General features: G+C 37.1%; 27 protein-coding genes, 2 pseudogenes and 1 other annotated feature. Of the genes and pseudogenes, 12 read left to right on the top strand and 17 right to left on the bottom strand.

All coding sequences use genetic code 11. The features are described 5' to 3' along the window. Together ADF68_RS07130 and ADF68_RS11235 are read right to left on the bottom strand one after the other, a co-directional pair. Nucleotides 1-267 (bottom strand): helix-turn-helix domain-containing protein, encoded by a 267-nt coding sequence (locus ADF68_RS07130; RefSeq protein ID WP_049549210.1) that lies wholly within the window; start codon nucleotides 265-267, stop codon nucleotides 1-3. A gap of 74 nt (nucleotides 268-341) precedes the next feature. Further along, nucleotides 342-485 (bottom strand): hypothetical protein, encoded by a 144-nt coding sequence (locus ADF68_RS11235; protein WP_186823214.1) that lies wholly within the window; start codon nucleotides 483-485, stop codon nucleotides 342-344. Nucleotides 486-602: 117 nt separating this feature from the next. Between ADF68_RS11235 and ADF68_RS07125 the strand changes: the two genes are divergently transcribed. Further along, a complete protein-coding gene (locus tag ADF68_RS07125) occupies nucleotides 603-947 on the top strand; it encodes a hypothetical protein (protein WP_049549209.1) in 345 nt (114 codons plus the stop codon). A gap of 81 nt (nucleotides 948-1,028) precedes the next feature. Here ADF68_RS07125 and ADF68_RS07120 read toward each other — a convergent pair whose 3' ends face one another. From ADF68_RS07120 to ADF68_RS07105, 5 genes are read right to left on the bottom strand one after another with little or no spacing between them, the layout of a single operon-like run. Then, a complete protein-coding gene (locus tag ADF68_RS07120; protein ID WP_049549208.1) occupies nucleotides 1,029-1,739 on the bottom strand; it encodes a phage antirepressor KilAC domain-containing protein in 711 nt (236 codons plus the stop codon). A 33-nt stretch (nucleotides 1,740-1,772) separates the two neighbouring features. Then, nucleotides 1,773-1,934, bottom strand: coding sequence for a hypothetical protein (locus ADF68_RS11230; RefSeq protein ID WP_186823213.1), 162 nt, complete (start codon nucleotides 1,932-1,934; stop codon nucleotides 1,773-1,775). Between the two features lie 18 nt (nucleotides 1,935-1,952). Then, nucleotides 1,953-2,183 carry a hypothetical protein gene (locus ADF68_RS07115; protein WP_049549207.1) on the bottom strand — a complete coding sequence of 77 codons (231 nt, stop codon included), beginning with the start codon at nucleotides 2,181-2,183 and terminating at the stop codon, nucleotides 1,953-1,955. A 10-nt stretch (nucleotides 2,184-2,193) separates the two neighbouring features. After that, a complete protein-coding gene (locus ADF68_RS07110) occupies nucleotides 2,194-2,391 on the bottom strand; it encodes a hypothetical protein (RefSeq protein WP_049549206.1) in 198 nt (65 codons plus the stop codon). 58 nt (nucleotides 2,392-2,449) lie between these two features. Continuing rightward, complete coding sequence (locus ADF68_RS07105; protein ID WP_049549205.1) at nucleotides 2,450-2,686, bottom strand: hypothetical protein; 237 nt, start codon at nucleotides 2,684-2,686, stop codon at nucleotides 2,450-2,452. A 55-nt stretch (nucleotides 2,687-2,741) separates the two neighbouring features. On the opposite strand from ADF68_RS07105, the gene ADF68_RS10605 reads away from it, so the two are divergent. Then, nucleotides 2,742-2,936 (top strand): YjzC family protein, encoded by a 195-nt coding sequence (locus ADF68_RS10605; RefSeq protein ID WP_239665541.1) that lies wholly within the window; start codon nucleotides 2,742-2,744, stop codon nucleotides 2,934-2,936. Nucleotides 2,937-3,122: 186 nt separating this feature from the next. Beyond that, nucleotides 3,123-3,818: a hypothetical protein gene (locus tag ADF68_RS07100; RefSeq protein WP_049549204.1), complete on the top strand. Its 696-nt coding sequence runs from the start codon at nucleotides 3,123-3,125 to the stop codon at nucleotides 3,816-3,818. Here ADF68_RS07100 and ADF68_RS11595 read toward each other — a convergent pair. After that, nucleotides 3,808-3,939 (bottom strand): hypothetical protein, encoded by a 132-nt coding sequence (locus ADF68_RS11595; RefSeq protein ID WP_261674347.1) that lies wholly within the window; start codon nucleotides 3,937-3,939, stop codon nucleotides 3,808-3,810. The genes ADF68_RS07100 and ADF68_RS11595 overlap by 11 nt on opposite strands. 74 nt (nucleotides 3,940-4,013) lie before the next feature. After that, nucleotides 4,014-4,289, bottom strand: coding sequence for a hypothetical protein (locus ADF68_RS07095; protein ID WP_049549203.1), 276 nt, complete (start codon nucleotides 4,287-4,289; stop codon nucleotides 4,014-4,016). A 161-nt stretch (nucleotides 4,290-4,450) separates the two neighbouring features. Between ADF68_RS07095 and ADF68_RS07090 the strand changes: the two genes are divergently transcribed. The 4 genes from ADF68_RS07090 (at nucleotide 4,451) to ADF68_RS07075 (ending at nucleotide 7,864) form a co-directional block, all read left to right on the top strand. Then, nucleotides 4,451-5,179 (top strand): XRE family transcriptional regulator, encoded by a 729-nt coding sequence (locus ADF68_RS07090; RefSeq protein ID WP_049549202.1) that lies wholly within the window; start codon nucleotides 4,451-4,453, stop codon nucleotides 5,177-5,179. 176 nt (nucleotides 5,180-5,355) lie between these two features. Next, nucleotides 5,356-5,826: a DUF6978 family protein gene (locus ADF68_RS07085; protein WP_049549201.1), complete on the top strand. Its 471-nt coding sequence runs from the start codon at nucleotides 5,356-5,358 to the stop codon at nucleotides 5,824-5,826. Nucleotides 5,827-5,852: 26 nt separating this feature from the next. Then, complete coding sequence (locus tag ADF68_RS07080; protein ID WP_049549200.1) at nucleotides 5,853-6,629, top strand: DUF1828 domain-containing protein; 777 nt, start codon at nucleotides 5,853-5,855, stop codon at nucleotides 6,627-6,629. A gap of 128 nt (nucleotides 6,630-6,757) precedes the next feature. After that, nucleotides 6,758-7,864: a site-specific integrase gene (locus ADF68_RS07075; RefSeq protein WP_049549199.1), complete on the top strand. Its 1,107-nt coding sequence runs from the start codon at nucleotides 6,758-6,760 to the stop codon at nucleotides 7,862-7,864. 85 nt (nucleotides 7,865-7,949) lie between these two features. Here ADF68_RS07075 and rpmA read toward each other — a convergent pair whose 3' ends face one another. The 4 genes from rpmA to ADF68_RS07055 form a co-directional block, all read right to left on the bottom strand. After that, a complete protein-coding gene (gene rpmA, locus ADF68_RS07070; RefSeq protein WP_000916509.1) occupies nucleotides 7,950-8,243 on the bottom strand; it encodes a 50S ribosomal protein L27 in 294 nt (97 codons plus the stop codon). A 16-nt stretch (nucleotides 8,244-8,259) separates the two neighbouring features. Then, nucleotides 8,260-8,604, bottom strand: coding sequence for a ribosomal-processing cysteine protease Prp (locus ADF68_RS07065; protein WP_049549198.1), 345 nt, complete (start codon nucleotides 8,602-8,604; stop codon nucleotides 8,260-8,262). A 15-nt stretch (nucleotides 8,605-8,619) separates the two neighbouring features. Continuing rightward, entirely contained in the window at nucleotides 8,620-8,934 is a 315-nt protein-coding gene (gene rplU / locus ADF68_RS07060; RefSeq protein WP_000109141.1) for a 50S ribosomal protein L21, read from the bottom strand. A gap of 36 nt (nucleotides 8,935-8,970) precedes the next feature. Then, nucleotides 8,971-9,057 (bottom strand) — a sequence feature (ribosomal protein L21 leader region). Between the two features lie 64 nt (nucleotides 9,058-9,121). Beyond that, the gene (locus ADF68_RS07055) at nucleotides 9,122-9,808 is read right to left on the bottom strand and encodes a YoaK family protein (RefSeq protein WP_049549197.1); all 687 of its coding nucleotides are present in this window, start codon (nucleotides 9,806-9,808) and stop codon (nucleotides 9,122-9,124) included. Between the two features lie 145 nt (nucleotides 9,809-9,953). On the opposite strand from ADF68_RS07055, the pseudogene ADF68_RS07050 reads away from it, so the two are divergent. Together ADF68_RS07050 and ADF68_RS07045 are read left to right on the top strand one after the other, a co-directional pair. After that, nucleotides 9,954-10,928, top strand: a pseudogene (locus ADF68_RS07050) (Gfo/Idh/MocA family protein); the annotation flags it as partial. After that, nucleotides 10,929-12,011: a DEAD/DEAH box helicase gene (locus tag ADF68_RS07045; protein ID WP_049549246.1), complete on the top strand. Its 1,083-nt coding sequence runs from the start codon at nucleotides 10,929-10,931 to the stop codon at nucleotides 12,009-12,011. It abuts the pseudogene before it with no gap. 115 nt (nucleotides 12,012-12,126) lie between these two features. On the opposite strand, the gene ADF68_RS07040 is transcribed toward ADF68_RS07045, so the two are convergent. Further along, the gene (locus ADF68_RS07040) at nucleotides 12,127-12,504 is read right to left on the bottom strand and encodes a DUF1934 domain-containing protein (RefSeq protein ID WP_148131838.1); all 378 of its coding nucleotides are present in this window, start codon (nucleotides 12,502-12,504) and stop codon (nucleotides 12,127-12,129) included. A 71-nt stretch (nucleotides 12,505-12,575) separates the two neighbouring features. Here ADF68_RS07040 and ADF68_RS07035 point away from each other — a divergent pair, with 71 nt between their 5' ends. Continuing rightward, entirely contained in the window at nucleotides 12,576-13,880 is a 1,305-nt protein-coding gene (locus ADF68_RS07035) for an HD domain-containing protein (protein ID WP_049549195.1), read from the top strand. A 12-nt stretch (nucleotides 13,881-13,892) separates the two neighbouring features. Further along, complete coding sequence (gene yidA / locus ADF68_RS07030; protein WP_049549194.1) at nucleotides 13,893-14,699, top strand: sugar-phosphatase; 807 nt, start codon at nucleotides 13,893-13,895, stop codon at nucleotides 14,697-14,699. Nucleotides 14,700-14,934: 235 nt separating this feature from the next. Here the strand turns inward: yidA and ADF68_RS11450 are convergent, their stop codons facing one another. Genes ADF68_RS11450 through ADF68_RS10600 form a run of 3 tightly spaced genes read right to left on the bottom strand, consistent with a single transcriptional unit; the run spans nucleotide 14,935 to nucleotide 16,358 of the window. Then, nucleotides 14,935-15,363 (bottom strand): hypothetical protein, encoded by a 429-nt coding sequence (locus ADF68_RS11450; RefSeq protein WP_239665540.1) that lies wholly within the window; start codon nucleotides 15,361-15,363, stop codon nucleotides 14,935-14,937. Nucleotides 15,364-15,403: 40 nt separating this feature from the next. Further along, nucleotides 15,404-16,156, bottom strand: coding sequence for an MFS transporter (locus ADF68_RS11445; RefSeq protein WP_239665539.1), 753 nt, complete (start codon nucleotides 16,154-16,156; stop codon nucleotides 15,404-15,406). Further along, nucleotides 16,146-16,358: a hypothetical protein gene (locus ADF68_RS10600; RefSeq protein WP_239665538.1), complete on the bottom strand. Its 213-nt coding sequence runs from the start codon at nucleotides 16,356-16,358 to the stop codon at nucleotides 16,146-16,148. The genes ADF68_RS11445 and ADF68_RS10600 overlap by 11 nt, the downstream gene beginning before the upstream one ends. 195 nt (nucleotides 16,359-16,553) lie before the next feature. On the opposite strand from ADF68_RS10600, the pseudogene ADF68_RS10595 reads away from it, so the two are divergent. Then, a pseudogene (locus tag ADF68_RS10595) lies at nucleotides 16,554-16,677 on the top strand (Rgg/GadR/MutR family transcriptional regulator); the annotation flags it as partial.

Raw genomic sequence — 16,677 nt, 5'->3', positions numbered from 1 at the left:
CTAAATCACTAAGTGCGACTGCACAAAGTTATCCAATTCATTTCTATCAATTCTTTTGGTTCCGTCAATCTTGTATAGATTCAAACCCATTCTTAACCATTTTCTGATAGTGTTAGCGCTACAGTCGGCATAATTAGCTGCGCTTTCGATAGATAGCCACCGTTTTTCTGTTGTTTCATGCTCTAACAATTCTTCGAATGATTCCTTGAATTGAGTTCTTACAACTGTTCGGATGCCATTTTCAAATTCTTCGCTAAGTATATTCACAAGAGCCTCCTAATGTGTTATAATTTTATTGGTTATTTTTCTATGCGCCTGATTTCCGTCAGGTGCTTTTTTGTTTACACAGTATTACTTTCCATCGCCCTGAGTTCAATCTCATGGCTGACTTGTTTCAATAGCTTCTCACACGCTATTTTAGCTTCTCTGTAGGTTTTAGATTCGCTGATGAAGTAATCAGCTAGTTCAATGATTTTATCTTCCAATTTGACCTCCTATATCAGTCTTGAGACGGATGTTTTTTTCTCCTCGATTGCTATAATAAATTTGACTAGGACCTCTCACCGTTTTAGTCAAAATTTCAACAGAAAGGAGGGAAAGTTATGAGTAACAACTTCAAAAAATATGACATTCTACTAGCACATGCTATTATCGCTAAAAATACAGGTCACAAGTTGATAGTCCAAACAGCTGCAGGGCGATACATTGGAGAAGCTTATAATCCTGATAGCTCTGATTATCCTGACGTATCTGCAGTTGCTCAAAACATAAAAGAACTTCGAGTTTCTGAATACGACCCAAAAAATCCAACAGCAATCTTTTTAGTAGATGTTGAAGTTCACACCGATTCAATAGGTGGACCGTTTAAAATGCCATACGTTTGTCTATTTCTAGATCAGATATTGGGTGTTTCGATTGGGAAATTCGAAGATCCGACTGAAGAATAGCATCTTTGTCTATCATAAAGTCTATCGATTGTTTGATAGGCTTTTTTATTTTCCCACTATACGGATATCGTCTTGGTCTCATTACACCGCCTCCTCATTCAAAAATTTGTTGATAAAATACTGCTGCCCCTTGCCAGTGACCTTGACGGTCTTGCTGACAGAGATATGACCGTCAGGATGTGTGATGGTTGACTCCTTGATTTCAAAGAGTTTCATTTCCATGCTTCGTTGTGTTGGCATGTTCCAGTCAGAACCTTTTCGCTTGATCAAGTAGCCATTTTCACGCAACCAGACAAAAAGGCGATTTCCTCCGATTTTGTAGCCGTTTTGACTGATGAGCTTAGCAAGGTCTCCGACCAAGATAGACGTGTGACTTGCGCTGACTGCGTCCGCAAAGAGTACCTTCGGTTTGTCCACCTCAATCTGAGCTTCTAGCTTATGAACCTTCTTGTCTGCCATGAGCAAGGCTCTAGCCATAATCTTCTCAGGGCTGTTGAAGTCCTTTTCTACTTGGATGAAGTATTGTCGGACTTGCTTGCCTTGCTCTGTCCGCTGGATCATGGCAATTTCTTTGGCCATGTCTAACTTGATAACGTGGTCAGTAGCTCTACGACCTCCTGTACTTTGCGACAAAAATGTCGAAAAGTCTTCGTTTTCTGTAAATCCGTATTCCGTCATTCGTGGAAACCATTTATCATAAGGTGTTTTGACTTCTAGAGCCTCATGAAGTTGTCTTCCAGAAACAACAGGCTCATGACTATCATTAAGTGTAACGTTGATAAGTTCGTTCATAATATTCCTTTCTAAGTAAAGACCTCTAAAAAATCATAAATTAAATTTCTTTCTAACTCTTTCTATCTCCGTCTCTTGTCTCTTTTTGTATTCGTCAATACGCTTGTTCCTATCTCTTTTACTAGCGTAGTATGTAGCAAAGCCAATGATAAGATTGATTATGACAGCAAAGTAAAACCATACTAGTTCGTTCATAGTCCTCTCCTCTAGCACCTAATTTTGATGATTAGGTGTTTTTTGTTGCATAGCACGTTTTCTGATATTTTGCCTCAAACAATCAGCTAAGTGAAGCATGTTCGGGATCTTGCTTCCTTTGATGCTACTAATAGCTCCTAAAGCTTCATAGTAGGTCTCTGTGTGTTCCAAAATATCATCAACCATATTTTCAAAATGTTTCTCAATGATTTCTTTGATGACATCATTATTTTGTTTCTTTACGTCCATCTCAAACCTCCTACGCTAACACCTTACTGCCGACTACCAATCGTTTAACGACAACGTCCATCTCCTTAAATTCGGCATTCTCTGCACAGTAGCGGACGCTCTCACTGATGATGTGACAAATAGATACGCCGTACTCGTTCGCAAGTTCCGTAGCAATATCCCAGGCATCTTTGTCAATCCGTGTTACTTTTTGCGCTGCGTTGTTCATAATGTTCCTTTCTAAAAATGAGGACTGTTCTTTATATCTCAATTCGAGATATTTTGTTTTAAAAAAATAATTCACTTTCTGTCTTGTGAAAATAATTGGATATAATCGATATTTCATAATCGTGGAATGGTGCTTTACCACTTTCTTTTTGTTCGTATTGTCTTCGGTCTTTCAAGCCGATTAAATCAGCCATAAAAACTGTTGTGAGTTCGTGCTTTTTTCGCTCTTTTCGCAGCTTAGTTTTAGGCTTTAATTCTTGTTTTCTCAATCTTTGTTTTTTTGTAAGTTTTTGCACGTTCCTACCTCCTTATCTTAATTCATCCAAGCTGACTTCCAGTGCATCAGCGATTTTGCATATATTCGGCCAAGAAAGGTACTTTACCTTTCCGCTTTTCAAACCAGGAACTGACAATCAACCAGCAGGGACTTACCAAGAAGTGGGCCCTCGTGGCGGACAAGTTTCTGGCGGTCGTGTAGTCCACATCGACCAAGGTGATAGATTACCACCTACTCAAGAACCTGGTCGAAACTGGGTCAAACAATAATCTGGTGAGCGTATCAAATTTTGATACGCTTTTTCGATAGACAAAAGCACTTTCCAAAAATATTGATTTGTAGCCAACTTTCAGCGAAACGCTGATTATTTTCGGTGTACTTTGTTATATAGTGATGTATCATATTTTTCCTTTCTAAATATGGTATAATCAAAATAAAATGATTGGAGAAAAACCATGTCACAAAAAATTTGTTTTGTCGTCTCTGCTATCGGTCCAGAAAAATCAGAAATTAGAAATCATTCTGATAGCGTCTTAAGACACATCATTAAGCCAGCTTTGTCTGATAAATACGATGTAAAAAGAGCTGATGAATTATATCATTCTGATAGAATAGATGATAAAATATTTGACGCTCTAATAAAGTCAGACCTTGTTATTGTTGATATAACAGGTAACAACCCAAATGTCTTTTTAGAACTCGGCTATCGTAAGGCTTTGGATTTGCCAACCATTTTTTTAAGACAGCAAACCAATGAAGACATCCCATTTGATATTCGAACAATCAATATCATACATTATGATTTGAAAAATACTTCAGGAACAGATGTCCTTGAATCTGTTAGCAAAACTATCCAACGGATCCAAAAGACCGAAGAAAGTCTAGACTTTTCATCATTAAAAAAGAAAAATAATGATGAGAAAGACTATGTCACAACTCAAGAGTTCGCCCAGTTAAAATCTACTATTAACAATATCTATGATGCTATTGAAACGTTAAACAGCAATATTGCAAACGCACCAACTACCAATCGTCCAATGACTCAAGAAGATATTATCATGATGGCTTTTCAAGAACCTGAAAAACTTGAGAAAATCTTTGAGTTGCAAGCGAAGTATCCAAATGCTTTCACACTTAAAACTACTGATTAGCCTGTTCTAAACGTCTGATTCGTTCCTCAAGACCCTTAACATAGCCTCTTAAGTAACTTATTTCGGCTATGTTTTTTTCTTGGTTTTTTTCTAATTTTGAAACAACTTCTTTTGTATCCATCGCCTACCTCCTTTCCCTATTTTTTTGCTTCAAGAGCAACAGCCTGCCAGGGAGTCGAACCCTGGTGCTACCGATCAGGCTACATTCATTTTGTCCTGCATTCCTGCGAACGCTGCATCGAAACGAATGTCATCGATTTCGTCTTGAGTGAAGCCAGCATCAAGAAGGTAACGCTCTTGGCGTTCGATCTCTTCTGCCAACTCTGTCCATCCGAAAGCGAACTGACGGCAGTTGTTCCAGAATGATTCAAGCTGACCATAGAGGAAGCTTTCCTCGTATGTATTTTGAAGCAGGGTTTCTGCAACCACTGCTTTGAAGATGTTGATGGCTTTCTCGTTTAATGTGTTCATGGTGTTTCCCTCCGGTTTGTTTTTTTGTTATTTCCTTAAGCTTGATTTAATTATATCTCATTTTGAGATATATGTCAATAACTTTTTATCACTTTTTGAGATTTTTTTATTTATTTTTTTATCACATTGGTATATAATAAAAAAGAAAGGAGTTAATTGATATGAATATACTAGGAAACTCAATTAAAGAGGTGAGAAAATCCAAAAAGTTAACTCAAAAAAAACTTGCCGAACTGACAGGTTTTAAACAAAATACAATTTCTAACCATGAGAACGGGAATAGACAATTAGATGAAGGAGATATAAGAATATATGCTCAGGCTTTGGGTGTATCGCCTCAATATTTGTTTGATTTATCGAAACCTACATCGGTTGATAGCACTCCCCAAATCCAAACCATCTACGACCAGTTGCACCAGCCAAGACAAGCCAAAGTCTTGAACTATGCAGAGAGGCAACTGAACGAGCAGAAAAACGAAGAAGAAACGAAGATAAACGAAGTATCGGAAGTCATTCAACTTTATAGTTACGACTACTACGACCACCCAGTTTCTGCAGGTACAGGCCAGTATTTGAACGACGTACGAGTTGAACGGATTGAGTTGCCAGTAGATATCGATGCCGACTTTGTCATTCCAATCAAAGGGGACTCCATGGAGCCAGACTATCACGATGGTGATCTGGTATTTATCCAGACCAGTGTGGACTTAAATGACGGAGTTATCGGAGTGTTCAACTACAACGGCGATGCTTATATCAAGCAGCTTGTCATCGACAAAGACCAGGCATACCTACATAGTCTAAACCCAGCGTACAAAGATATGCCAATCACACCAGAGACAGACTTCCGAATTATCGGTGAAGTCGTGGATTTGTATAGAGAGAAGTAAAACCAACTGTTTCCATTTTGGAAATAGTTGCTTGACAAAAATAACAAAAGACTCTATAATGTATTTATACGAATTGGTCCGGATGCCCGATGCATCCTACCGAAAGAGTCTCAATAAATTATTGGGGCTCTTTCGTGCTTTATAGGAGAAGAAAGAGAAGAATAGAAAGGAAAAATATGAAAGAGTTACTTTTGACCGATAGCGAAGCTAAATCTCTCATAAAAATAATCAAAGCAATTGCTACTAAACACAATCGAACTCTTACAAATCGCAGTTCAGGAACTATTGACCTTGTTGGTCAGCATAATACTAGATTTATTTTGAACTACTTCTACAGTACTACAAGTAAAGTTTTTCATCTAAGAGAGACACAGCACAATTATACTCTCTTACGAATCAATCTAAATAATAAATTCCATAAGAACGCAAATGGTGAGAAAGTTTGGGGTAATCGGGTTAATATCTTCTCTGAAGAAGAGTATTATCAAAAAGGAGATGAAACAACTCATTACAAAGCCTATCCGCTTCCATATGAAGATATTTTCGACACCGATGATTTCCTGGATATGTTTGAGAATTTACTTGACTATACCAACGTGAACAACCCTGAATATTTAGCTATCAATATCCAAGAAGATTTGTTATAATCAACCTATAAAGAAAGGAGAATATCATGAATGCTACCGATATCAAAAATACTTATCTAAATTACATAAAAGAGAACGCTGTTTTTAACGATGTGACTGATACTCATACTGAAGTGATTACTCCTTTTGTAGATCCATTAGGTGAAGCTATCGGCTTCTCAATAAAAAGCAACGGCAAACATTTGACAGTTACAGATGATGGTTATACTATTTGGAATCTATCCGTCAATAATGTTGATGTCACAAAAAAAGGACGACGTCAGGATATCTTTAATTCACTACTACATTTTAACGGATTTGATTTACATAATGGAGCAATCGAACGGACGACTGGTAAAGAACATCTAGGACAAGTCATACACGATATGACACAATTGTTGATGAATGTTTATGACTTTATTCAGCTAACTCCTAACAATGTTAAATCTCAATTCTTAGACGATGTTAAATACTACTTCATGAAGAACGACCATTACACCGTCTTTCCGGCTTTTTCAATCGCTGGTAAATCACGCCTAGAACACCGTTTTAATTTTGTATTCATGAGTAAAGGAATTTCAAAAATAGCTAGAGTTCACAATAACATCACTAAACAACAAGTTGATACTATATTAGCTAGTTGGTTAGATACATCTGAATACCGTAAAAAAGAATACGGTGATACAGAACAATTATATATTATTGTAAGCGACGAAGGGTACAATAATATCAAAGACGACCATCAAATCGCTTTGCAAGAATATGGCATCAACATTTTGAATTTCTCAGATAAAAAACAATTAGAAATACAATTGGGAAAATAACTTCAAATAAAAAATCCTCACACTCGCAAAGTTTGGCGACTCTGAGTGTGAGGATATTCTGGATAGTAAAAGGCATTAAAAAGCCCTCTTTACTATACCCATTTTATCAAAAAAGTGAGGTAAAATCAATGATTGGAAAATACCAAAAAAATGGTACTACTGCTTACTATTTTAAGGCTTATCACGGATTAGATCCGTTGACTAACAAGAAGATTCAAACCTTCCGTCGTGGCTTTAAAACAGAACGTGAGGCAAGACTTGCTGAAGCAAAGTGCCTGACTGATTATGAAAAAAAGACATTCAGAGCAAAGAACACCACTACAACTACCTTCCTACAAGTCTATGAGATTTGGAAGGACCATTATAAAAACACTGTTAAAGAGTCAACCTACGTAAGCCAGACTAGCATTGCCGACCGTCATATCTTGCCAATTTTTGGAGATAAAGCTATAAACAAGATTACTATGACCATGTGCCAAACTCAAGTTAATAAGTGGGCAGACGAATACAAAAGATTTTTTGGAATCATCAGCATAGCAAATCAAATCTTTGACTACGCTATTTCGATGGAGTTGATTGAAACGAATCCGATGAGAAAGACACTGAAGCCTAAACGACAAAAAAATAATACAGATGAACTCGAAAAGTTCTACAACAAAGAAGAACTGAAGGAATTTTTCAAAATCGTTAAAGGCTTTGACGATGATGAAATGCTGACGTATTTTAGACTACTAGCTTTTACCGGAATGCGAAAAAATGAAATCAGCGCTCTAAGATGGTCTGATATCGATTTAAAAAAAGGACATATTACTGTCAATCAAACCTTGGCCAAGGGTGAAGATAATAAACTTATCTTTCAGACTCCAAAGACAAAAAAGAGTGCCCGAACAATTACCCTCGATTCAAAAACAATTAAGGTTTTAAAAGATTGGCACAAGTATAGTACAAAAGGACTTCTTTTTAAAAATGAGAATGGAGAGCCTAAGAGTGTTGTCCATGTCAACAATATGTTGAATAGAATCTGGAGGAAGCATCCTGATTTCAAACGAATCACACCACATGGCTTTAGGCATACACACTGCTCACTACTCTTCGAAGCTGGTGCTACTATCAAGGAAGTTCAGGAAAGATTAGGTCATGAGAATATTCAAACCACTATGGACATCTATGCTCACGTCACTCAAAAAGCAAAGGATGAAGTGGCTGACAAGTTCGCTTCTTACATTGGTTTTTAAAATATGGGTATCAGCGTGGGTATCAAAACAAAAAAATAGGCTCTCCGAAAACTCGGAAAGCCTTATTTAATGCTACTTAGAGCGATTATTTTGCGATTGGGTAAACAGAAACTTGTTTTTTATCGCGACCTTTACGTTCAAAGCGTACTACGCCTTCAACTTTAGCGAATAAAGTATCGTCTCCACCACGTCCAACGTTTACACCTGGATAGATGTGTGTACCACGTTGACGGTAAAGGATTGATCCACCTGTTACAGTTTGTCCGTCAGCTGCTTTAGCTCCAAGACGTTTAGCTTGTGAATCACGTCCGTTTGATGTAGAACCTCCACCTTTTTTGTGGGCGAAAAGTTGCAAGTTGTTAAGAGTCATTTTTAACATAATGTTTTCCTCCGTGTTAGTTTTCTGTGATAACTCTGGTTTGGACGAACTCTGAAGAGTCCTCCGATAAGGTTGCCATACCTAAGAAAAATGATTCAAAAAATAACTGAGTCATTTCTCTCTGATGTGAAGGAAGATCTCTGGGAATTTCAACCATAAGATAGCCACCTTCATCTTCGTTTAATTTTAAGATTGGTTCATAGCCTGCAAATTTCTCAATGGAATTGAGAAAGTTAATGGCAAGCGTAGAAACCGATGCACACACGACATCAAAGCCGTATTCGCCACTCTCGGCGTGTCCAGTAATTTCCGCACTCCTCAGCTCGCCATCTTCGGCTCTCTCAAAGACTGCTTGTATCATGTGTTCTCCTTAAAATTAAGCGTTGATTGCGTTGATGACAACTTTTGTATATGGTTGACGGTGACCTTGTTTACGATGGCTACCTTTTTTAGGTTTGTACTTGTAAGTAACAACTTTCTTTTGTTTTCCTTGTTTTTCAACAGTTCCAACTACAGTAGCTCCAGCAACAAGTGGAGTTCCGACAACAGTGTTTTCACCACCAACAAGAACAACTTCGTTAAAAGTAACTTCTTGACCAGCTTCAACGTTCAATTTTTCAACGTAAACTGCTTGACCAACTTCAACTTTAACTTGTTTTCCGCCAGTTTTGATAATTGCGTATGTGCTCATTATGCACCTCCTATGATTTTTTGGGGTTCCCCCCGTATTTTTGTGAAGACTCGCCTAGCATCGTGGGACGAACCACTTACACTTGAAAATCAAGCAACGATGTTCGTGCGGTTGCACAGGATTGTGCATAGTCAACTCTTCAAGTATAGCATGATTCCTAATTTTTGACAAGTATTAATCATCGAATTTAAACTTTTTCTCCAACTTTTTTCCTCCAAGATGCAAAAAGCATACTTAGATAAAAAATACTCATCATGATTGGAATCCCTAAAATTGTTTTTTCTTTATAAGAAATACTCAGATAAGCTGATACAACAACTCCGAGAACAAAGCTAGATAGTAGACTGACAAAGATAAGACCTTCTCGTAAAAAAGGAGTATGTTTTGTGCGAACATATTCCCCAAATGCTAACATGGTTCGTTTAATATTTCCCGTCATAAAAGCATTGTTATATGCGATTCCTGAAACTTCTCCAAATGCTGTTGTTACAAGTCCCATACAAAATGCTAACGGTGGTACTATGTATATATTATCAACCGTCAAGGGAACAAATCCGATAATCAAAGATAAAATTGCTAGTGGAAGAAGGGATAGAATTGGTTTTCTTACAATCCGTAACTTTTCTTTATAGACTGTCAAGAGGAAAACACCTACCATAAAGGAAATCAAGGTCATTACCTTGGCACTGGCATCTGAAACATTGTCTTGAATGAGACCAACGGAAAGGAAAACGACATTCCCCGTTTGACCTGCAACTAGAGTATTCCCACGTATGATAAAGGTATAGGCATCTACATAGCCCGCACAAAAAGTCAAAAAAAGCGCCAATCTTTTTGAATGACGAGAAATTTTTCTCATAGGTAATAATCTCATACTACACTCCTATTTTTTCTGAATCTATTGTACCATTTTTTGATGAAAATTCGAAGTATCAAATAAAAGAATTGTCTCCCTTTGGCTAGTTTAGTCTATCTGTGATATAATGAAAGCAGTCATTACTTGTAGAAAAGGAGATTTCATGCTAAAACTTGGTATTATCGGTACTGGTGCAATCAGTCACCACTTTATAGAAGCTGCTCATACTAGTCAGGAATTCCAGTTGGTCGCTGTTTATTCAAGAAAACTTACGACTGCCCAGCAATTTACTAGTTCTTATCAAAATGTTAGTCTATTTGATAATTTAGAGGATTTCTTCCAGTCTGAATTTGATGTTGTCTATATCGCAAGTCCCAATTCTCTGCATTATAGTCAGTCTAAAAAGGCCTTATCTGCTGGTAAACATGTTATCCTTGAAAAACCAGCTGTGACTCACCCCCAAGAATGGCAAGAGTTAATTCAAATAGCTCAGGAGCATCACCGTTTTATCTTTGAAGCAGCCCGTAACTATCATGAGGAAGCCTTCACAACTATTGAAAACTTTTTAGTAGATAAGGAGGTTTTAGGTGCAGACCTCAACTATGCCAAGTATTCTTCTAAGATGTCAGACCTTCTTTCTGGAAACACGCCGAATGTATTTTCAGACCGTTTTGCTGGTGGGGCTCTCATGGACTTAGGTATTTATCCAATCTATGCAGCGGTGCGCTTATTTGGAAAGGCACTTGATGCGACCTATCAAGCTCAACAACTTGACAACGCTATTGATCTAAACGGAGATGGTATCTTATCTTATCCCGGTTATCAAGTTCATATCAAAGCTGGTAAAAACATTACTTCTAATCTGCATTGTGAAATATATACAACAGATGGAACCTTGACACTCAATACCATTGAGCATGTTTGCTCAGCTATTTTTACAGATCATCAAGGTAATGAAACACATCTACCTATTCAGCAAGCACCTCACACCATGACTGAGGAGGTCGCTGCTTTTGCTAACATGATCAAGCAGCCAAACCTAGAACTTTACCAAGCTTGGTTGGATGATGCAACACACGTCCATCAGCTACTCTACACCATGCGCCAGACTGCTGGCATTAGATTTGAGGCAGAAAAAATGAAAACCAAACTACCTAAAGAATGGCAAGAGCTAACCGAACAACTCGGCTTTCAAGAATTCACCCCCATTCAAACTCAGCTTTTTGATCCGATTTTAGACGGTCAAACCCTTCTTGGAGTCAGTCCAACTGGAACAGGAAAGACTTTGGCCTATCTCCTACCTAGTCTTCTCAAACTGCAAAAGAAAAAAGCCCAACAACTATTGATTTTAGCGCCAAATACTGAACTGGCTGGTCAGATTTTTGAGGTAACCAAAACGTGGGGGGAAGCTATTGGCTTGACTGCTCAGCTCTTCCTTTCTGGTTCGAGTCAGAAACGCCAAATTGAACGACTAAAAAAAGGACCAGAAATTTTGATCGGAACTCCCGGTCGTATCTTCGAACTGATCAAATTGAAAAAAATCAAGATGATGAATGTGGAGACTATCATACTTGATGAGTTTGACCAGTTGCTAGATGATTCTCAAATCCACTTTGTAGAAAAGATTACTCACTACGCACCTCGCGACCACCAACTCATCTATATGAGTGCCACTACCAAGTTTGACCAAGATAAGATTGCGCCTAACACGCGCACTATCGACCTCTCTGATCAAAAGTTGGACAACATTCAACACTTCTACATGCAAGTAGATCAACGTCATCGAGTAGATATGCTTAGAAAACTGGCACATGTCGAAGACTTCCGTGGACTGGTATTCTTCAATAACTTGTCAGATCTTGGAAGCGCCGAGGAAAAATTGCAGTATCGTGATGTTTTAGCTGTTTCACTAGCTAGCGATGTCAACGTCAAATTTAGAAAAGTTATCTTAGAAAAATTCAAAGATAATCAGCTAACACTACTTCTTGCGACAGACCTTCTAGCTCGTGGTATCGACATTGATAGCCTGGAATGTGTGCTCAACTTTGACGTCCCTAGAGATATTGAAACCTATACTCACCGTGCTGGACGTACAGGTCGTATGGGTAAAGAGGGATATGTTATTACCCTTGTTACACATCCAGAAGATCTTAAAAAACTTAAGAAATTTGCAAGTGTACGTGAAATCGTCCTAAAAAATCAGGAACTATATATCAAATAGAGGCTGGGATAAAAATTCCAACCTCATTTTTTTTAGCAAAAAAATTTGACCTGCTAGCTGATTTGGAACTAGGAAATCGAGACTTTGTCTATCGATTTCTCCTCCACCGACTTTCTTATCCCCAAGTAATTTCTAAGCGATAGTCCGCAAATGGATTTCCTTCTTTGTTTTGTAGTTGATAGGCTAGTTCAATCTTTTGTTGTTCGACTTGATAATGGCTTGTTTGGATGATAAACTCCTGTATCCCCATTGGTGTAGGAATATAGGCTAAACTATCAGCTTCCTTCAGAAAACGCATGATGGTCTTAGGGTTGGAAAATCGAGACATCACCAACTCTGTATCATTAAACTTGAGTACCACTTTTTCCTTCTCTTCATTGTAAAAAAGGAGATAGGAAAAATCACCTTTCTCACGTAACTCAACATCATAAAGTTGGTCGATCACTTCCAATTGTTCATCAAATTGGATGGTATTTCTCATTCGAATCTTCACTTCAAGTCCTCTTTCTTCACTCTTATCCTACTATTTTACCAAAAACTGTAGCTTTTTGCTATAATGGTTTTATGAATGAAAAAGTATTTCGTGACCCTGTTCACAACTATATCCACGTTAACAATCAAGTCATTTACGACTTAATCAATACCAAAGAATTTCAACGACTTCGTCGAATCAAGCAGCTCGGAACATCCAGTTATACCTTTCACGGTGGAGAACATAGTCGTTTCTCTCACTGTCTGGGCGTTTACGAGATTGCACGACGCATCACCGAGATTTTTGAGGAAAAGTATCCTAAAGAATGGGATTCCTCGGAGTCCCTCCTAACCATGACTGCAGCTCTCCTTCATGACTTAGGACATGGTGCCTACTCGCATACCTTTGAAAATCTCTTTGATACCGATCATGAGGCTATTACGCAGGAAATTATCCAAAGCCCTGAAACAGAGATTCACCAGGTTCTTTTACAGGTAGCTCCAGATTTCCCAGAAAAGGTAGCTAGCGTTATAGACCACACTTATCCAAATAAGCAGGTGGTTCAATTGATTTCGAGTCAAATCGATGCAGACCGCATGGACTATCTCTTACGTGACTCCTATTTTACAGGGGCTTCTTATGGGGAATTTGACCTAACACGTATCTTACGAGTTATTCGCCCTATCGAAAACGGAATTGCTTTCCAACGAAACGGGATGCATGCCATCGAAGACTATGTTCTTAGTCGCTATCAAATGTATATGCAGGTATATTTCCATCCAGCAACACGTGCTATGGAAGTACTTCTGCAGAATCTTTTGAAACGTGCTAAAGAACTTTATCCAGAAAACAAGGACTTCTTTATACTTACATCCCCACATCTACTGCCATTTTTCGAAAAAAATGTTAGCTTAGCTGACTATCTATCTTTGGATGACGGAGTTATGAATACCTATTTCCAACTATGGATGACTAGTCCTGATAAGATTTTAGCTGATTTGTCACAACGTTTTGTCAATCGCAAGGTTTTTAAATCTATCACCTTTTCACAAGAAGATCAAGAACAGCTTGCATCTATGAGAAAACTGGTTGAAGACATCGGCTTTGACCCTGACTATTACACAGCTATCCATAAGAACTTTGACCTCCCTTATGATATCTATCGCCCTGAATCAGAAAACCCACGGACACAGATTGAGATTATACAAAAAAATGGAGAACTAGCAGAACTCTCTAGCCTGTCTCCTATCGTTCAATCCCTTGCTGGCAGCCGCCACGGAGATAATCGTTTCTATTTTCCAAAAGAAATGTTAGACCAAAACAGCATCTTTGCAAGCATCACCCAGCAATTTTTACACTTAATTGAAAATGATCATTTTACACCAAATAAAAACTAAAAGAGGAACTATATGAGTATTAAACTAATCGCTGTCGATATCGACGGAACCCTTGTCAACAGTAAGAAGGAAATCACTCCTGAAGTATTTGCCGCTATTCAAGATGCCAAACAAGCTGGTGTCAAAGTTATGATTGCAACTGGACGTCCTATCGCAGGAGTTGCCAAACTTCTAGATGACTTGAAATTAAGAGATGAAGGGGACTACGTTGTTACCTTCAACGGTGCCCTTGTTCAAGAAACTGCTACTGGCCATGAGATTATCAGCGAATCCTTGACTTATGAAGATTATTTAGATATGGAATTCCTCAGTCGCAAACTTGGCGTCCACATGCATGCCATTACCAAGGACGGTATCTACACTGCCAATCGCAATATCGGAAAATACACAGTGCACGAATCAACCCTCGTCAGCATGCCCATCTTCTACCGTACACCTGAAGAAATGGCTGATAAGGAAATCGTCAAGTGTATGTTTATCGATGAACCGGAAATTCTCGATGCTGCTATTGAAAAGATTCCAGCAGAATTTTACGACCGCTACTCTATCAACAAATCTGCTCCTTTCTACCTCGAACTTCTCAAAAAGGGTGTAGACAAGGGTTCAGCTATCACTCACTTAGCTGAGAAACTCGGTTTGAACAAGGATGAAACTATGGCTATCGGTGACGAGGAAAATGACCGTGCCATGCTTGAAGTTGTTGGTAACCCCGTTGTTATGGAAAATGGAAATCCAGAACTCAAAAAAATCGCCAAATATATCACTAAAACAAATGACGAATCTGGCGTTGCCCATGCCATCCGCACATGGGTACTGTAAAATAATTTCAATATAGAAAAAGCACTCCATAAGTTAGAGATAATGCACTGACCCCAAAAGTTAGACAGAAAAAATCTTACTTTTGGGGTGCAGTTTAAAATTCAGTATTTTTGGTTTCTAGTTCTATCCCCTCAATAATTATTAAATCTGAATTAGGTAGTACATTATGTAAAACCTTTTTCAATTTTTTATTTTACTACGAATTAATATTATTTTTCAAGTGATAATTGATCCACTAATCTTCCTTTATAAATGTTGCAGTTCTTTTCTTAGTTAGCTTTTTTTCATAACTCTTTATAAGAATAACCAATAAACTACTTAGTAATCCCAAAATAACTAGACTTAATCTCGGGTTTAAAAGCCAATTAAAATAAGCGGCCAATATCCCTCCAAAAGGAGCAAAAATGGTAGCTATTACAAAAGAACTTGAAAGTATCTTTCCAATATTATACACAGTACTTTCTTGTTGCTGTATTGTTGTAATGGAGACAGAAGCTATTGTAATTAATCCACTCAAAATTGAATAACAAATTCCAAAAAATATCCAATTTTCTACCATCCCACTTGCCATAATGACAAGTGGGATGGTTGCCATTGATATATTCATCAAGATAAAGGCATCCTTCTTATTCAAAAAAGTAGAAAGAAGGGTTACTGCTATCAAACTACCAAATCCAGCAATTGAGTATACAATTCCAACAAGACTATTTGATAACTTTAATTGATCCTGTAAATAAAAAATAATCGTTGCATTGAAACCTAGCATAGCGATATTCACAACAATAGTAAAGAGTAAAGAGTAAAGAAATCCTCAATTTAATATTTGTAAAGTTCTCTTTAAAACCTACAAAAATTTCTTTTATATCATCATTACCATTCTCCTTGTGTTCTTGATCTGGAATATATGAAATTAGGATTGAAAGAAATAATAACAAGAAAGAAGCACTATTAATAAAAAAAATGCTATTAATATTAAACTTTAACATTAGTAGCCCTGCTAGAGCTGGAGAAATTAATTTTGAAATAGTTCGAACACCTTGAAACTGAGAATTATATTTTTGCAATTCTTCCTTCTCAAATAAGGCAGGAGTAATGACTGAGAATCCTGTTTGAAAAAGTGTCGAAAATAAAGGTAGCAAAAATGCAATAACATAGTAAAAAAATATAGAAACTGAATATTTAGATAATATCGGTATTACACTACATAATAATGCAGGTATTAATGTAGACCATAATAGTATTTTTTTCTTATTGAAATTATCTAATAAGTAACCCATAACAAATCCCAAGAAGAATTGAGGTAGCAATTCAATAATCACCATTCCTCCCATTGCAAAAGACGAATGAAATTCTTGGTAAATTAAGATTGGAAAAGCAATTTTCTGAAATCTATCTCCAATATTTGATATAAATTCACCAAAAGTTATTGTATAAAACGTTTTCTTGTTAATATCCAAAATGTCCCTTCTTTCTAGTTAAACCACGATGAATATCACTTTTTATTAAATCGGTAAGACTTATTCCAAACCTCTTTGCAAGAGTTGGTACCGCACTATTTTCACTTAAACCATACATAGTTACTAACTCAATGAAATATACATCCTCGCCAGATACTCTAAAATTAAGATAACAAGTACCATCTATTTCATAATAATCCAAAATAAGTGTTTAGTTATAACTAAACACTTACCTGTACAGGTAAGATTCAACCTCCGACTATAATGATAATATCCATAATCAATAACAATATTCATGTAAATTTTAAAAGTTTTTTCATACTGAACCTCCCTTTATTTTTTATTTATTGTATAATAAATAAAAAACCTTTGAAATTTTGTTGGGAAAATGGGAAATATGAAATCAAAACTTGGTATAACACTCAGAAAAATTCGAAAAGGAAAGCAAATCAGTTTATGTTCAATTGCTGATAGTAATTTATCTAAATCTCAAATCTCTAGATTTGAACGGGGAGAATCAG

The sequence above is a fragment of the Streptococcus pseudopneumoniae genome (assembly GCF_001068775.1).
Classification (GTDB): domain Bacteria; phylum Bacillota; class Bacilli; order Lactobacillales; family Streptococcaceae; genus Streptococcus; species Streptococcus pseudopneumoniae_N.
The sequence above is the reverse complement of the archived record's forward strand: the minus strand, read 5'-3'. Positions and strand labels throughout refer to the sequence as shown.

What these genes read in the sequence shown, in the direction of transcription:
- ADF68_RS07080 (WP_049549200.1), top strand. Translation starts at nt 5,853, where the DNA reads ATGAATGCTACCGATATCAAAAATACTTATCTAAATTACATAAAAGAG.
- ADF68_RS07085 (WP_049549201.1), top strand. Translation starts at nt 5,356, where the DNA reads ATGAAAGAGTTACTTTTGACCGATAGCGAAGCTAAATCTCTCATAAAA.
- ADF68_RS07095 (WP_049549203.1), bottom strand. Translation starts at nt 4,289, where the DNA reads ATGAACACATTAAACGAGAAAGCCATCAACATCTTCAAAGCAGTGGTT.
- rpmA (WP_000916509.1), bottom strand. Translation starts at nt 8,243, where the DNA reads ATGTTAAAAATGACTCTTAACAACTTGCAACTTTTCGCCCACAAAAAA.
- ADF68_RS07075 (WP_049549199.1), top strand. Translation starts at nt 6,758, where the DNA reads ATGATTGGAAAATACCAAAAAAATGGTACTACTGCTTACTATTTTAAG.
- ADF68_RS07120 (WP_049549208.1), bottom strand. Translation starts at nt 1,739, where the DNA reads ATGAACGAACTTATCAACGTTACACTTAATGATAGTCATGAGCCTGTT.
- ADF68_RS07125 (WP_049549209.1), top strand. Translation starts at nt 603, where the DNA reads ATGAGTAACAACTTCAAAAAATATGACATTCTACTAGCACATGCTATT.
- ADF68_RS11595 (WP_261674347.1), bottom strand. Translation starts at nt 3,939, where the DNA reads ATGGATACAAAAGAAGTTGTTTCAAAATTAGAAAAAAACCAAGAAAAA.
- yidA (WP_049549194.1), top strand. Translation starts at nt 13,893, where the DNA reads ATGAGTATTAAACTAATCGCTGTCGATATCGACGGAACCCTTGTCAAC.
- ADF68_RS07115 (WP_049549207.1), bottom strand. Translation starts at nt 2,183, where the DNA reads ATGGACGTAAAGAAACAAAATAATGATGTCATCAAAGAAATCATTGAG.
- ADF68_RS07100 (WP_049549204.1), top strand. Translation starts at nt 3,123, where the DNA reads ATGTCACAAAAAATTTGTTTTGTCGTCTCTGCTATCGGTCCAGAAAAA.
- ADF68_RS07110 (WP_049549206.1), bottom strand. Translation starts at nt 2,391, where the DNA reads ATGAACAACGCAGCGCAAAAAGTAACACGGATTGACAAAGATGCCTGG.
- ADF68_RS07035 (WP_049549195.1), top strand. Translation starts at nt 12,576, where the DNA reads ATGAATGAAAAAGTATTTCGTGACCCTGTTCACAACTATATCCACGTT.
- ADF68_RS07065 (WP_049549198.1), bottom strand. Translation starts at nt 8,604, where the DNA reads ATGATACAAGCAGTCTTTGAGAGAGCCGAAGATGGCGAGCTGAGGAGT.
- ADF68_RS07090 (WP_049549202.1), top strand. Translation starts at nt 4,451, where the DNA reads ATGAATATACTAGGAAACTCAATTAAAGAGGTGAGAAAATCCAAAAAG.
- ADF68_RS07055 (WP_049549197.1), bottom strand. Translation starts at nt 9,808, where the DNA reads ATGAGATTATTACCTATGAGAAAAATTTCTCGTCATTCAAAAAGATTG.
- ADF68_RS11230 (WP_186823213.1), bottom strand. Translation starts at nt 1,934, where the DNA reads ATGAACGAACTAGTATGGTTTTACTTTGCTGTCATAATCAATCTTATC.
- rplU (WP_000109141.1), bottom strand. Translation starts at nt 8,934, where the DNA reads ATGAGCACATACGCAATTATCAAAACTGGCGGAAAACAAGTTAAAGTT.
- ADF68_RS07045 (WP_049549246.1), top strand. Translation starts at nt 10,929, where the DNA reads ATGAAAACCAAACTACCTAAAGAATGGCAAGAGCTAACCGAACAACTC.